The following is a 14,178-nucleotide window of genomic DNA, read 5'->3' as shown; positions in this document are numbered from 1 at the left end:
AAAATCCCCGCCAACGATGTGTTGACGGGGCTGTGATTATTTTGGCAATAATACTCCGGTATAGGTATTCACCGGATGAGAAAGATATTGTTTAACAGCAGTGTTAACATTCTCTACCGTCATTTGTTTCAACAATTGCTCCTGCTCAGTCCATGCTGCAGGATCGTCATATTGAATAAGACTATTTACAATGGTATTCGCTAATTGTTGAACGCTACGCTGTTGGATATCGAGGCTGCGCTGAACGTTTTGCTGGTATTCGTTCAGTTCTTGCTCACTAATCCCTTTGGCCAGACGCTTAACCATCACTTCATTCGCTAACGTTAACAGTTCATCATGTCGTTCTGGTTGACAAGTAAAAGCCAGCAAATGACTGATATCTTTGGCCTGAGGATCAACCGAGAGGCGAGAAGAAACGCTGTATGCTCCAGATGCCTGTTCACGAATATTAATGCGTAGATCTTTTGCCAGTGCGACGTTAAAAGCATCGAGCGCCATACGCGTCGCCAGATTAACAGGAGTCCGGGAATTATAACGCTTCCACTGTGAAACCTGTGCCACTGGTTCATTTTGTTCTTTTACAGTAACCGATGCGTTGTCCGTCGCGCGAGTTAATGGTTTACCTGCGGCTAATGGCGAATCAGAGTGTTTGATTGATCCTAAGTAACGCGTAATTAACGCCACGAGTTTGTCTTCTGCGACATTACCGACAATGACAAACGTGATATCCGCTGGAGATGAAAACAACTGGCGATCGGCAGCCAGCGCATCTGCGGCAGTAAACTGTGCAATCTGATTTTCTTGCGGTAATTTCGTGCGGCCATCGGCATAGCGCGTCTCATACATCTGCTGGGCGAATTTCTCCGCTGGACGCTGGTCGAGCGTTTTCAACGCCTGAATTTGAGCATTTTGTAGCGATGCCCAAATATTGTCGTTAATCGTGCTGTGGTTGATTCGCTGGTTAATCAACTGGAAACCAGGTTCAGGGTTATTAGTCCGCGCGCTAACGGAGAGCAATGTATTCATGCCACTGACTTTACTGCTCATGGTTACCGAGTTTTCCGCACTCCAGCGTTTCAGGCTGGAAGAGGAGAGTTCACCAACGCCGCTTCCGCTTACTGCTTTATTTGCCAGCGCGATAAGTGATTTTTGCTGCGCAGGGAAACTTAAATCGCCTTTATTAGATACGGCAGTAATTTGTAGCTTTTGCTCTTCACCCGCGGATTTTGCCAGAATAACCCTGGCACCATTGGAAAGTGTTAATGATGTCAGATTCTCAGCCAGCGTTTCTTTGCTGCTAATTTCCGCCTGTGGGTCAGCGTCTACTGTTAACGATAAATTTCTGCCTGGGAAGATGTAAGCTGCCAGCTTTTTATTGGCGTACTCTTTTTCCAGCGCCAGGATAGCCGCAGGAGACAATGCTTTTTTGGCGGCAACTTCATTGTTTACCATTTGCTCCCAAAATGCGTCCTGGTTCTTTCTTAACTGCTGCCATTTTTCCGCCAGACTTTGCACGGTAATTTGCTGCCACAGACGTTTCGAAAGTTGATATGTCTCTTCCGGCGACAAGAACGGCGTATTATTTAATGAGCTGGATGCTAGGCGACTGGTCAGCATACGTAAATCACGCTCAGCTTGCTGATCAACCGCATTTTTCAGCCAGGTAAGGCGGGTAGATTTAACATCATCGAGTTCTTCAGCAGAAAAACCATGCTGATCAATGGTTGCCAACTCTGCCATTAATGCATTCGCAGCATCCTGCATATTATCGTCTCGTGCATTTACACGGAAAAATAGCGACTGATAATCGGGTGCAATTTTGACGCTGCGCGCAGTGCCGCCAGAAATAGTCTTCAACTCGCCCGACTGTATGCGTTCCTGCAGACGTTGGTTGAACAGCTGAACCAACATGCTCCATTCAGCTTGTTCGATAAAGCTTTGCTCATCGTTCACTTGTACCATTGGCAGGCGATAATAGAGTGCGATGCCGTTCACCCGGTTTTCTTTATCATTGATGATATTAAAGCGCAGGTGGTTTTCGGCTTTTGTCGGCCAGACGCGATTTTCAGCTGCTTTGTTAGCCGGAAGCTTACTTAAATTATCCTTTATCAGCGCCAGCGCTTCTTTACTGTCGATATCGCCGACCACAATAAAGGTCATATTATTTGGTTGATACCAGCGTTGATAAAATTGGCGCAATTGTGCCGGTGTGACCGTGGCGACGGTATCCATCAGGCCGATAGGTTCACGGTCTAAATTACGGGTATTTGCCAGCAGGAAAGGGCGGCGCGCCTGAGAGGTGCGCCATTTCGCATCCTGATGGGCACGCCATTCCTCAGTAATTACGCCGCGTTCAGCGTCTACTTCGAGTTTTTCAAAGGTTGCGGCATTACTCCATTCACTGAAGATTGCCATCACTTGTTGCAGATTTTGTTTCTGCGTAGTCGGCAAACTCACCTGATACACTGTTTCGTCATAGCTGGTATAGGCATTAACATCGCGACCAAAACGCAGGCCCATTGACTCAAATGTTTCGATGACTTTATTACCCGGCCATGTTTTTGTGCCGTTAAACATCATATGTTCTACAAAATGAGCCACGCCGCGCTCATTGTCTTCTTCCTGCAATGAACCGGTATGAATTTGCAGCCATAAATTTACCTGATCCTTTGGTTGAGCATGCGGATAAATCATATATCGCAAGCCATTGTCCAGTTGCCCGGTAATTAACTTTTCATCCTGCGGTAAGGCGGCGGCAATCAGTCGCCCGGGGAGCAACAGAGTTGCCACTAACGTCAGTAAGAAACAGAGGTTTCTCATAATTATCTCCATGCGAAAACCGGGCGAATTTACCCGGTAAAGTAAAATCCGAACTATTAAAATTTCATGCTGACATCAAGCCAGAAAGTACGGCCACTGGCGTAGGTCGCCACGCCAGTATTCGTTGTATCAACAGCGGTTTTGCTATCCAGTACATTGAGAATATCGGCACTGATCGTCAGGTTTTGTTGTTTCAGAAATTGTGGCGTCCAGGACAAGCGGGTGTCCCAGGTCAGGCTGCTATCCAGTTTCTCGTCAACATACTGCTTGTAATCTGAATATTCGCTGATGTATTGCGCATTCGTCTTACCCAGGATAATGCGAGCTTTACGCGCTTCTTGCCAGGTCAGCGTATTCGCCCACACCAACCCGCTCGGTTGATGCGTGAAATCCATGTTTAAGGAGATCTTTAATGGATTATTAAAATCCGCCACTGGAACGCTATCGTAAGAGACCAGATTACCGTTATAAACCACCCGGTTATCACCGGTATTGCTCTCCTCATAACCATTGTTTAACGACAAGTTGCCCTTGCTCTTGATATAGCTAAAGACAATTTGCGGGTTAATATCTACCTGGCTGATATGCTGGGGTTCGGCCAGTTCAAAACTGAGGTTAAACGAATGTGTTTTGGTTTTGCCATCGTTGTTATATTCAGTAATGGTGGTTTTAGTCGCGCTGTCGGTACGACTGCTTTTGCTGATTTGATCATGCGCTTCACGGTAAACATAGTTTGCACGCGCAATAACGTTCTTACCGATTTTCTGCTGCAATCCCATTGCCAGTTCATCGTTATAAGGCGTTTTCAAATCCTGATAACGCGTCAGGGTTTTATTGCCTGATACCGATTCCGTCCAGCTATTGCGGATATCACGTAATCCCATATCAAGAATATTCCCGCCATAGTAACGGTTATAACCTGCAGTAATCATTGAGGTTTGATCAGCAAAAATATCCCATTCCGTCATAAAGCGCGGGGAGATATTGTGGTTTGACAGATAGTTATCATAGTCATGCCGCACGCCGGGCATTAACGACACATTACGCCAGCTAATGCGATCCGCCATATACAGCGTGTAATTGTCAATTCCCAGACTACCTTTACCTTTATGGTAAATTGTATGGTTAGTTTTCTTTCCGGCAGCATTAATCACATAGGATTCAGACTGGTTATGGCGTTCAGTCCATGCATCGGAATAGATGTATTCCGCGCCGAAGTAGGGTTGATGCGAAACATTACCCACGGCGAATTTTTGCCAGTCCAGGCGTGTTTTGAAGGTGTAATTATCTACAGCCTGGGAAATGTGTCCTAATCCGCCACGGGTGCAACGCCCTGAAATATCACCATATGTACATGAAAGTTCGGTGTACCAGATGTCATGATCGTGACGGGTATAATCACTAATATGATCCCAACCAACGGTGGTACGCAGTTTGGCCCATGCGAGCTGGGTATCCATATCCCATGCCAGACCATAGGATTTATTACCCATTTCGCGATCAGACTCCGGGAAGGTGCTGGTATTATAATCACGGCTGGAGCCGGTATATTTTAAGGTTAAATCGTGGGTAAAGCGGTCGCTGGCAAACCAGGTAAATTTGCTCAATGCAGTATCGATAACGTTTTTATACTGTGCCCTGCCGGCGACAATGCCGTCATTCGAAACATAATCCGCGCGGGTGATATCAGACTGGCGGCGCGATAAACCAGCGGTAACGCCAAAGTTATCAGCGAGTTCCTGATTAAACGACAAGGTATAAAAGTTCTTTTTAAAATCTGGAGAGTAATAAGTACTTCCTGAAGAACCTTGATTAAATGCGCTCTTGTTATTCTCATCGATATGCGATGTTAACCAGTCCGAACGCGTAGTGCGATAACCCAGTTTCACGCTGCTATCATCAGCGTTGAAGCGTTTGATCTTTGCATCAATTACCCCGCCATTGAAGCGACCGAATTCAACTGGCACAAAACTGTCATAAAGCGTCACATTGTCCAGTAAGCTGACATCAAGATAATACCCCTGTGACATCCCGCTAATATTGGTTGCACTACTGGCATCGGACTCATTCGCTGGGTTCAGGTTATTCGTTGCACTAATACCGTCAATCAAATAGGCATTCTGGTAGGGCGACGCACCGTGAATAGAGATTTTCTCCGGGCGAATATCTCCCTGGTTCAATGAGGTACTTTGCGTTGAATCCATGCGTACCGCAGGGTTGGTTCTCAGCAGATCGCTGATATTGCCATTCCCGGTCGGTAAACGCTCGATGCTTTCACTGGTGTAATGCGTGTTGCCGTTTACGGGTACAGGGACAGGAGCATAGACCGTCATCTCTTCAAAAACATGCATGTACATATTTTTGTCATCGACGGCCTGCGCCACATCAGCGCCACATAAAATGACGCCAGGAATAAGAACTCGCTTCATTTATTTATATCTCCGTACAGCAGGGCTTTTATTGTTTTTATATAACCGCGCTAATGTCACAAATATCATCGACCAGGTTCCAGACACCGGGTTGATGTGTAACCATAATGACGCCGCTTGTGGGGAGTTTTTCTCGCACTAAACGCAGTAAGCGGATTGCCTCTTGTTCCTCAAGATGAGAGGTAGTTTCGTCAAGAAATATCCATTTCGGACGTCGTAAAATTAATCGAGCCAGGGCGATACGTTGTTTTTCGCCGCTGGAAAGAATATCTCCCCAGCGATCGTGATCATGAATACGCGCAGCCAATTTCCCCAGACCAACCTGATGCAGTACTTCGCTCAACGATTTATCGTCTACGGACAGGGGAAGTGCTTTACAAATAATCTCTTTCAGTAAGCCGGTTTTGATTAACGGTGTTTGTGACACATACCAACTGTCAGCAGGAGAAGAAATATCACCTTTAAACCACGGCCAGCAGTGGGATAATGTTTTAAGCAGTGTGGTTTTTCCCGCACCAGAGTAACCTTTCAGCAATAGCCATTTGCCTGGCGAAACATGAAAGTTCAGGTTCTCTAATATGATCTTATTATCAGGAGTACGAATACTCGCGTCAGCCACTTGTACCGCATGTTGACAATTTTTAGGCTTATTCGTAGGGCGCTGTTCGGTGAGTTGATGGAACTCATACAAGCGATCGATAACCGCAGCCAGTTCAGCAAGTTCATCATATTTATAAATAAACCAGCTTAAATTGTTCGATACCAGCATAAATGCCTGGCGCGATTTCATCAGTCCGCCCAGATTGATCTGCCCGCTAATAAACTGCGGCAATAACAGAAAGTAGGGAAGAACGCTAAGCGAGCGCGAATAAATATTCTGCCAGTAATCAAGCCACCGCTGACGATTCATTAAACGATGCCAGTTCTCTTTAATGGTATGAAAATTTTCGCTCAACTCCTGGCGTTGTAGAGACTCAGCATTGCTTAGCGCAATCAGTTCTGCCTGCTTATTATGCTGCACAAGATTAGTTCGAAATGTCGCTTCGCTACGTTGTTTTTCCACATTAAGTGGACGAATACGTTTACCAACCTTATGGGTAAATAAAGTTCCACCGATCACAATGAGCACGACGGTATAGACCATATACCCCTGGATACTCCATTCAGTTCCACCAACAGTGAATGAGAGCGTACCCGCGCTTTGCCAAAGAATAACGGTAAAGGTGATCAGCATGCTAAGTGACTGGATGAAGCCAAATGAAAGGCTGAGCGTTTTGCTGATCAGTAAGAGAATGTCTTCAGCGATACGTTGGTCAGGGTTATCTGTATTTTTATGCTCGCCGTAGATCTGCGTGAAGTAGTAGTTTTTATCTGCAAACCAGCGATTAAGGTAGTAATCTGTTAACCATTCGCGCCAGCGAATAGTCAGTAGTTTAATTAACCATGTTTTGTTTACGGATATTAATACAAAGATCCCCAGCAGGGCAGGGAACCAAAGGACAAGCTGCCAAAGCTTATCAGTTTCTTTCTGGCTTAGCGCATTGAAAAAATCATTATTCCAGTCGTTTAACCAGACCTGAATTTTAACCACGCCAAGGATCATGGCGAGGATAATAATGATTAACAACACTGAAGTTTTATTATTCTTACGCAGCCAAAAGGGCTTCAGCAGACAGAGATACTTTGCTATCAACATACAAAACGTAATGGGAATGGTTATCATTAGCGAAAATTGATTGTGCCACCCAATGATTATCTATGGCAATGATATACTGATGAAATTTATTTAAGTATCATTTAACAATATGAAATATAAAGAAATATTTAATTTTCAGTGGTTATGGTTATACTATTGATAATCAAGGGTATTGCTAATGCCCTGACGCATACCTCGTAAGCCAGGATTTTCGCAAAGGAAGATGATGAAGACGAAACACCCGACAGGAATTTATGTCGGGTGCCTTGTTAAGGTCATAAGAAGGAGGCTAAGAATGGAGCTAAGGGGGAGCGTTATTAATTATTCTCCATTTGTTTTGCAACATCCATAATGTGGTAAAGCGGTACTCTGTTCTTAGCTAACTCTACCATGGCGTTCATATAAGGTACCATGGTTGAAAAAAGGATTTTATAACCTTCGCAAAAATAGGAAACAGTCTCATTGTTTACTTTAGTAATACGATGCTTAGGGCAACCACCATTGCAGATAGGTTTATATACACATTGCTGACATTTCGCTGAAATCCGTTTTTTTTGCGCTGTCAGTTGTACACTGTTCATCGTTTTGAGTTCCGATTTATTAATGTTTCCAATTTTGTACTGTGGATAGACAAAATGGTCGCATTCGTAAATGTCTCCATTGCTTTCAACAACCAGATTATCCTTGCAGGACTCCTGGAAAATACAACTGGTATGCCCATTCCCCAAAAAACGGCTGACAAAGCTTTCAAACTGACGGATGAAAATTTCACCCACATCGTTTTTAACCCATTGCATAAAAATGGTTGACATAAACTTGCCATAAGCCGTGGGAGGCACAGAAAAATCAATGATACGGAATGTGTTCTCACTATGACCACTGAAATCAATATTCGGCGTCCCGGTTTCGAGCAATTCGATAAATTGCATATGTTTACTGCCGATAGATTTTAAAAAATGATAAACCTCAAGAGGGTAATGGACATTAATGTTATTAATGACGGTTAACGTATTAAACTCTATTTGATATGATTTCAGACGCTCGATGGCTGCTATCACTTTTGCAAAAGTACCGTTACCTGAATTACTGCGTCTGTAGCAGTCATGTAGTTCTTGGGGTCCATCGATCGAGATACCAACCAGAAACTCATGTTCTTTGAGAAAGGCACACCATTCATTATTCAATAAAATGCCATTCGTTTGTAATGCATTAAAAATTCGTTTTTGGCCTGCATAGCGTTGTTGATAGTGAATAACTTTACGGAAAAAATCCAGGCCAGCCAGAGTGGGTTCACCGCCTTGCCAAGTAAAATAGACCTGATTGCCAGACGCTGCGATATATTGTTTGATGAACTCTTTCAGAGTGCTGTCATCCATCCATTTTTCATGAGTAAACTGCGACTCTTTTTCAAGGTAAAAACAGTAATCACATTTGAGATTACATTGAAAACTGGAGGGCTTGGCTGTAACGTGCATCGCTATCTCGCTCAATAAGGCGGCGGAAAAATCCGCCGCATGAAGGTTAAGTTATTTCGCTTCGCTTAATGCTTTCTTGATATTGTTAAACTTCTCCTGATTTACCTCGCTAAGCGGTGGCTGGCTGTTATCGATAAACTCTCTTACCACGCCTTGCATCTCTTTAACGACCTGCGGATTGGCGGCGGCAAGGTTATCTTTTTGCTGTAGATCCGTCAGTTTGTATAGACCTAACTGATTATTTTCTACTGTATAGACGAGCGAATAATCGTTATTTCTCACCGTATAAGAGAATTGGCTTAAGTCCTCGGTGTTGGGGTTATGCGGGTAATCGTCTGACTGATGGCGGACAAATTTGTGGTAATTATCCCAGAATGGAATGTTTTCCTCATCAAACCAGTGAGAATAAGATGTTATCCAGGTCAGATTTTTATGTGGCTCGCCCTGTTTCTTATTTTGCAACCAGGGCAGCAAGGAAACGCCATCCAGCTTAAGGTCTTTTGGAATGCTGATATCGGCTGCATCAAGAGCTGTCGGGTAGAAATCCATTGCGGAAATCAGCTTGTCATAATTACCGGGTTGAAGTTTTCCTTTCCACCACATAAACATTGGGGTGTGAGTACCGCCAGGATAGGTCTGACTCTTATAGCCTTTTTGCGCCCCGTTCAGCGGCAGAGGACCATCGATAACTGCACCATTATCGGAGGTAAAGAGAATAATTGTATTGTCATACTGTCCGTTTTTCTTCAGTTGTTCGAGAATGCGTTTTACACCCTGATCAACAGAATAAACGGAAGCGTAGTAATTATCTGCTGTTTGACTGCCGGTATTAAATTGCTTCTGATATTGCTCCGGAGCAGGATTATCATTTGGCAGATGCGGAGCATTATAAGCCAGGTAAAGCATAAAAGGCTGGTCAAGTGTTTTGGCACGATCAACAACGCCAATTGCCTCATCGGTTAACTGATCGCTGATATAACCTTTTGCGGGGACGCGTTCACGGTTTTTGAACAGTGAAGGGGAGTTGTAATATGCCGTTCCCGCAGCATGGAATCCCATAAAGTAATCAAAGCCACGGTTTTGCGGTTGCCATTCTTCCGCAGAAAAGGTAGTGAAGTTGTCATGATAGTCACGCGTTTGTTTATCTTCCGGCACTGGCACATTACTGATTTTTGACAAGTGCCATTTACCTACTGCTGCAGTGTAATAACCATGATTCTGGAATAATTCAGGCAAGAAAGTTTCTGTTAGCGGAATACCATCCTGAGCATCAGTATTGGAATAGACACCAAAGCGGGCGGGCGCTCGACCGGTCATTATTGCGGCGCGGGACGGGCCGGAAACACCGTGCGCCACATAGCCGTTAGTAAAACGTACGCCTTCATCCATTAATGAAAGGAGCGTCGGCGTTGATTTTTGCGCAGCTTCAATGGCTTTATCTATCCCTATTTTGTAGGTATCGACAACTTCACGATTTTCCATTGTTTTTGGGTCAAAAGATCCCTTATCAAAAGGAAGTTGTCCATAACCAAGATCATCCATGGTCAGTACGATAATATTTGGCTTTCCTTTGGTACTGTATTCAGTCGGCGTAAAGTCTGAGAAAGCAACGTTTGTTTTGGTTGCTTTCAGCTTTACATCATCTGCCGCATGAGCAGCAAATGCAGCCATACCAGATGCCAGTATCAAAGATATCGAGGTACTTACGACACTTTTCTTTAATGCAGACTTCATAAATGTTCCTCTTCTTATTGTACTTAATTCCAAAGTAATTTTACGAAGAGAAATAAGTTAATGTAAGTGAAGTTAGTCACATAAATAGATAGCAAATTTAGCTAAAAAAAGGGAAATAACAGTCCATAACGCATTGACATTACTTTCTGTTCTACTAAGTAATTTCTCGCCGATAAACAACTAATCTATTGATATTTAATAAATTATTGTATTTTACTGCCAAAATGCCGAACTGAGATCATAAATAATCATGCAACAGGTTATGCAAATGCATAAATATGTGATGACTGTCACTTATTTATTTCAAGAAATATATCGCCTAAAAACAACGCGGGGCAGGGAATGGCTGCCCCATTTAATTCTTACGCAGCGTGTGTGGTTGACTACTCGTTAGCAAATAATCAAATAGCTAAAGCATTCATCGTGTTGTCCGTGTTCATACCCGTGTGCCTTTGACAACGGTACTCCTTAGAAACTCTCTTTGGACTGTTGCCGAAATGTTTGCGGAACGCATAAATAAAATAAGATGTACTCGCATAACCACATTGTTCGGCAATTTTATTGACTGAACCTTCTACGCGTATCAAATTTTTTGCGTGCTGCATTCTGGCATCTAAAAGAATCTGTGAGAATGTCGTTTGCTCTTGCTTTAGTTTTTTCTTCAACAGGCTTTCACTGATGTACAGGCAGGCACAAATATCTTTCAGCTTCCATGGGTGCGCCAGCTTCATGTTGACAATATTTCTCACTTTCCCGGAAACGGATAGCACACCGTTAGTTAATAGTGTAATGAAACCTTTGCATGCGGCAAAAATAGACAGGCAAGAAAAAAGCAAAAGCTCTGAAAAATTATGATGATTGCGTTCTTCCGAGTTGAGATAAGCAATCATTTCATTAAGCAATCCAGTCGGTACATTTGAAGCACGTAAAAACTTCGCAGGAACAGGCATCGTCACTGTCTGGATGTTAGTGCATTGTAGATATTTTTTAATGGTATTTTCATTAAATCCGATTTCTTTGAAATGCCGCTCATAAGGTTCAAAATGCGTACGAACAGCGTTATCTACCATTAGGATCTCGCCGTCAGAGAAGGCGTAATCTTTATCTAAAATGTTAGCGTTGAAGGCATGATGAATAAATATAACAGAACAAACGAGCGACATTTTATCTCCTTAAAACAATAAAGTTTATATCGATACTTTTTTAACATTTCACATTTATAATTTGCTGTTTATTTTCAGTCTAGCAAACTATTGATAATGAAATGTGTAAGATCTCTTGCCATGCGACCCATTTCTGAAATGCCCAGCTGATCAATTGCCGAAAAAATGGCTATCAACGTAAGTGTCAGTAACAAGACAACCACAATTACAGACATGATTTCTTTATAGTTGTCTCTTTGCGTGATTTTGTTTTTCACTGTGGTCGCATGCATTTCAAATGTGTTTATTTAGCGGATAACGTTAAAAATCGTTAATCAGTATGATTAATATAACAGGCTGGATAAAAGAGGAAATAGGACTGGCACTTCAGTACTGAGCGGAGTTTCTTACAGCTGTAGGCAGAAGTTTATATCTTATAGTGTGTGGTTTAATTTAATCCATGTGAGCAAATCGCGCGATAATAGTCAATGAGGAATTCTTCTGCTGTGCGGATGACAGCAGAAGAAATGAGGAGGCGAATTAATTTGATGGTTCTAATTCAACCGGAATACTTTTATAGCCAGGAATGCCACTTAATGGATCGTGGTTATCAAGTGTTAGCATGTGATTCGATTCTGGAAAATAGGTCACCAGTGAGCGGTCAGCCATAGGGTAAATGACCACTTTTAATCTATCCATGCGGCGTGAGCTACGTTTACCGTCTGGCGTGAGTGCAATAAGATTAACTCTTTCGCCGTTTTTTACACGGCAAATTTTAGCTTGTTTAGCACTCATAAAGACCACATCTCGTTGACCGAATACCCCTCGATAGCGATCATCCATACCATAAATCGTCGTGTTGTACTGATCGTGACTGCGTACTGTCGCCATGACCAGCTTACTGTTAAACGCTGAAGAGGGATCTTCTAACAGCCCTTTACTGGTAATGAAATTAGCCTTACCTGACGACGTCATCCAGCGCCTTTCAGCTGCTGCGTTTATCAGGTGAAAACCACCAGGATGACGGATGCGCTGGTTATAGTCGGCAAACTCTGGCAGCACAGCTTCAATGTCATTGCGAATGCGATCATAATCTTCCACCAGATACTCCCAGGCTACCACGCTCTGGGGTAGTGCTGCTTGCGCGATTCCCGCGACCACTGCACACTCTGATTTCAGCATTACACCGGCGGGTTTTAACACACCACGCGAGGCATGAATCATCGACATTGAATCTTCAACGGTTACCGCCTGCGCACCGCTTTTTTGCATGTCAATCTCGCTACGTCCCAGAACCGGCAGAATATAGCTATGCCGTGCGGTCAGCAGATGAGAGCGGTTAAGCTTAGTGGCTACGTGTACCGCCAGATCTAATTGCGTTAACGGTACAGCGCTCGCTTCCCGATCTGGCATTGCCAGTGCAAAGTTGCCCCCCATGCAGATCAATGCTCGAGCTTGCCCCGTACATATAGCTTGCATGCTGGCGATTGCAGCATGTCCAGGTGCATGAGGTGGGGTGAAGCCATAGCGCTCACACAGGCGATCCAGAAACTCTGCAGACGGTTTCTCGGTGATACCGACGGTTCGGTCGCCCTGTACATTAGAGTGACCTCGTAGTGGGCAGATACCCGCACCAGGCTTGCCAATGTTACCTTTCATCAACAGCAGATTGACCAGTTGCTGTACGTTCTGGGTACCATGTTCGTGCTGAGTGATCCCCATTCCGTAACAGATAATGGTTCGTTCGGCAGCGGCATATGCATCAGCAAGTTCGGCGATTTGTGTCTGACTTAGTCCAGAAATACGTTCGATATCTTTCCACTCGGAATTGAGCACGTCACGGCGTAGCTCGTCAAAGCCGACGGTATGCGTTTGAATAAATTCGTCATCCAGCAATGAGGGCCGACCTGCGGCGCTTGCAGCATCATCGCGCTCAATTAACAGGCGCATCATCCCCTTGAGCAATGCCATATCGCCACCAATGCGCACGTTATAGTAGGCACTGGCCAACTGAGTCTCAGAGTTCGTCAGCATTTCAAACGGGTTTTGCGGTGCGGTAAATCGCTCCAGGCCACGTTCCTGTAGAGGATTGATGGCGATCATTTTCGCTCCCCGTTTCACTAAAGCGCGCAACGAAGTCAGCATGCGAGGGTGGTTTGTACCAGGGTTATGCCCAATGCAAATGACTAAATCGCATTTCTCAAAGTCTTCCAGCAACACGGTCCCTTTACCCACACCGATACTCGCTGCCAATCCCACACTGGTCGGTTCATGGCACATGTTGGAGCAGTCGGGAAAGTTATTGCTCCCGTATTCACGGGCAAAAAGCTGATAAAGAAAGGCAGCTTCATTGGAAGTGCGCCCCGAAGTATAGAATTCAACCTGATTGGGATCACTATAGCTTTGAAGGCGAGCGCCAATTTCGTCGAAAGCTTGTTGCCAGCTTAATGGCTTGTAACAGTCGCTGACGTCATCATATTTCAAAGGCTGAGTGAGACGTCCCGCAGCCTCAAGCTCGTGATCTCCCCAGGTAAGTAATGATTGAACCGTATTCTCAGCAAAGAAAGAGGCATTTACCTGCTTATCCGTGACTTCCCAGGCGATTGCTTTTGCGCCGTTTTCACAAATGTCGAATGACGCACTGTGCTTAGGATCTGGCCATGCACATCCCGGACAGTCAAAGCCCTCTGGCTTATTCATGTCAAACATGGCAATAACATCCTGGCGTATATCCATCTGCTTACGTACTGCATTCGCTACGGATTTAACAGCACCCCAACCACCGGCAGCTCCCTGGTAGGATTCAATTTTTTTCTTCATCTGCTTATCCTGTGTGGAAATGAATTATTAGGATTTGTAATAGCGATGATGCAAAGTATATA

9 protein-coding genes are annotated in these 14,178 nt (G+C 44.2%); 1 reads left to right on the top strand and 8 read right to left on the bottom strand.

What is annotated here, in order from left to right; translation table 11 throughout:
• Window positions 1–36 precede the first annotated feature (36 nt).
• The 3 genes from pqqL to yddA are packed head-to-tail and all read right to left on the bottom strand — an operon-like array spanning window position 37 to window position 6,972.
• Window positions 37–2,820, bottom strand: coding sequence for a M16 family metallopeptidase (gene pqqL, locus EAS44_RS13125; RefSeq protein ID WP_001350645.1), 2,784 nt, complete (start codon window positions 2,818–2,820; stop codon window positions 37–39).
• Between the two features lie 56 nt (window positions 2,821–2,876).
• Window positions 2,877–5,249 (bottom strand): TonB-dependent receptor plug domain-containing protein, encoded by a 2,373-nt coding sequence (yddB, locus tag EAS44_RS13120; RefSeq protein WP_025856867.1) that lies wholly within the window; start codon window positions 5,247–5,249, stop codon window positions 2,877–2,879.
• Window positions 5,250–5,286: 37 nt separating this feature from the next.
• Window positions 5,287–6,972 carry an ABC transporter ATP-binding protein/permease gene (gene yddA, locus EAS44_RS13115; protein ID WP_001304373.1) on the bottom strand — a complete coding sequence of 562 codons (1,686 nt, stop codon included), beginning with the start codon at window positions 6,970–6,972 and terminating at the stop codon, window positions 5,287–5,289.
• Between the two features lie 199 nt (window positions 6,973–7,171).
• Between yddA and EAS44_RS13110 the strand changes: the two genes are divergently transcribed.
• Window positions 7,172–7,297: a hypothetical protein gene (locus tag EAS44_RS13110; protein ID WP_122083086.1), complete on the top strand. Its 126-nt coding sequence runs from the start codon at window positions 7,172–7,174 to the stop codon at window positions 7,295–7,297.
• Here EAS44_RS13110 and ydeM read toward each other — a convergent pair.
• From ydeM to ydeP, 5 genes are all read right to left on the bottom strand, one after another.
• Window positions 7,263–8,420, bottom strand: coding sequence for an anaerobic sulfatase maturase (gene ydeM / locus EAS44_RS13105; protein WP_001362857.1), 1,158 nt, complete (start codon window positions 8,418–8,420; stop codon window positions 7,263–7,265). The genes EAS44_RS13110 and ydeM overlap by 35 nt on opposite strands.
• Before the next feature lie 51 nt (window positions 8,421–8,471).
• A complete protein-coding gene (gene ydeN, locus EAS44_RS13100) occupies window positions 8,472–10,154 on the bottom strand; it encodes a sulfatase-like hydrolase/transferase (RefSeq protein WP_001296072.1) in 1,683 nt (560 codons plus the stop codon).
• A 401-nt stretch (window positions 10,155–10,555) separates the two neighbouring features.
• Window positions 10,556–11,317, bottom strand: coding sequence for an acid stress response transcriptional regulator YdeO (gene ydeO, locus EAS44_RS13095; protein ID WP_025856871.1), 762 nt, complete (start codon window positions 11,315–11,317; stop codon window positions 10,556–10,558).
• A 74-nt stretch (window positions 11,318–11,391) separates the two neighbouring features.
• Window positions 11,392–11,589: a two-component system connector SafA gene (gene safA, locus EAS44_RS13090; RefSeq protein WP_000543391.1), complete on the bottom strand. Its 198-nt coding sequence runs from the start codon at window positions 11,587–11,589 to the stop codon at window positions 11,392–11,394.
• 247 nt (window positions 11,590–11,836) lie between these two features.
• Window positions 11,837–14,116, bottom strand: a complete 2,280-nt coding sequence (gene ydeP, locus EAS44_RS13085; RefSeq protein ID WP_000726723.1) for an acid resistance putative oxidoreductase YdeP — start codon at window positions 14,114–14,116, stop codon at window positions 11,837–11,839.
• Window positions 14,117–14,178: the final 62 nt, after the last annotated feature.

Origin of the sequence: Escherichia coli DSM 30083 = JCM 1649 = ATCC 11775 (genome assembly GCF_003697165.2) — a bacterium.
GTDB classification, from domain to species: Bacteria; Pseudomonadota; Gammaproteobacteria; order Enterobacterales; family Enterobacteriaceae; genus Escherichia; species Escherichia coli.
Note: the sequence above shows the minus strand (reverse complement) of the source record. Positions and strands in the feature narration are given on the sequence as shown.

What these genes read in the sequence shown, in the direction of transcription:
- pqqL (WP_001350645.1), bottom strand. Translation starts at nt 2,820, where the DNA reads ATGAGAAACCTCTGTTTCTTACTGACGTTAGTGGCAACTCTGTTGCTC.
- yddB (WP_025856867.1), bottom strand. Translation starts at nt 5,249, where the DNA reads ATGAAGCGAGTTCTTATTCCTGGCGTCATTTTATGTGGCGCTGATGTG.
- yddA (WP_001304373.1), bottom strand. Translation starts at nt 6,972, where the DNA reads ATGATAACCATTCCCATTACGTTTTGTATGTTGATAGCAAAGTATCTC.
- EAS44_RS13110 (WP_122083086.1), top strand. Translation starts at nt 7,172, where the DNA reads ATGAAGACGAAACACCCGACAGGAATTTATGTCGGGTGCCTTGTTAAG.
- ydeM (WP_001362857.1), bottom strand. Translation starts at nt 8,420, where the DNA reads ATGCACGTTACAGCCAAGCCCTCCAGTTTTCAATGTAATCTCAAATGT.
- ydeN (WP_001296072.1), bottom strand. Translation starts at nt 10,154, where the DNA reads ATGAAGTCTGCATTAAAGAAAAGTGTCGTAAGTACCTCGATATCTTTG.
- ydeO (WP_025856871.1), bottom strand. Translation starts at nt 11,317, where the DNA reads ATGTCGCTCGTTTGTTCTGTTATATTTATTCATCATGCCTTCAACGCT.
- safA (WP_000543391.1), bottom strand. Translation starts at nt 11,589, where the DNA reads ATGCATGCGACCACAGTGAAAAACAAAATCACGCAAAGAGACAACTAT.
- ydeP (WP_000726723.1), bottom strand. Translation starts at nt 14,116, where the DNA reads ATGAAGAAAAAAATTGAATCCTACCAGGGAGCTGCCGGTGGTTGGGGT.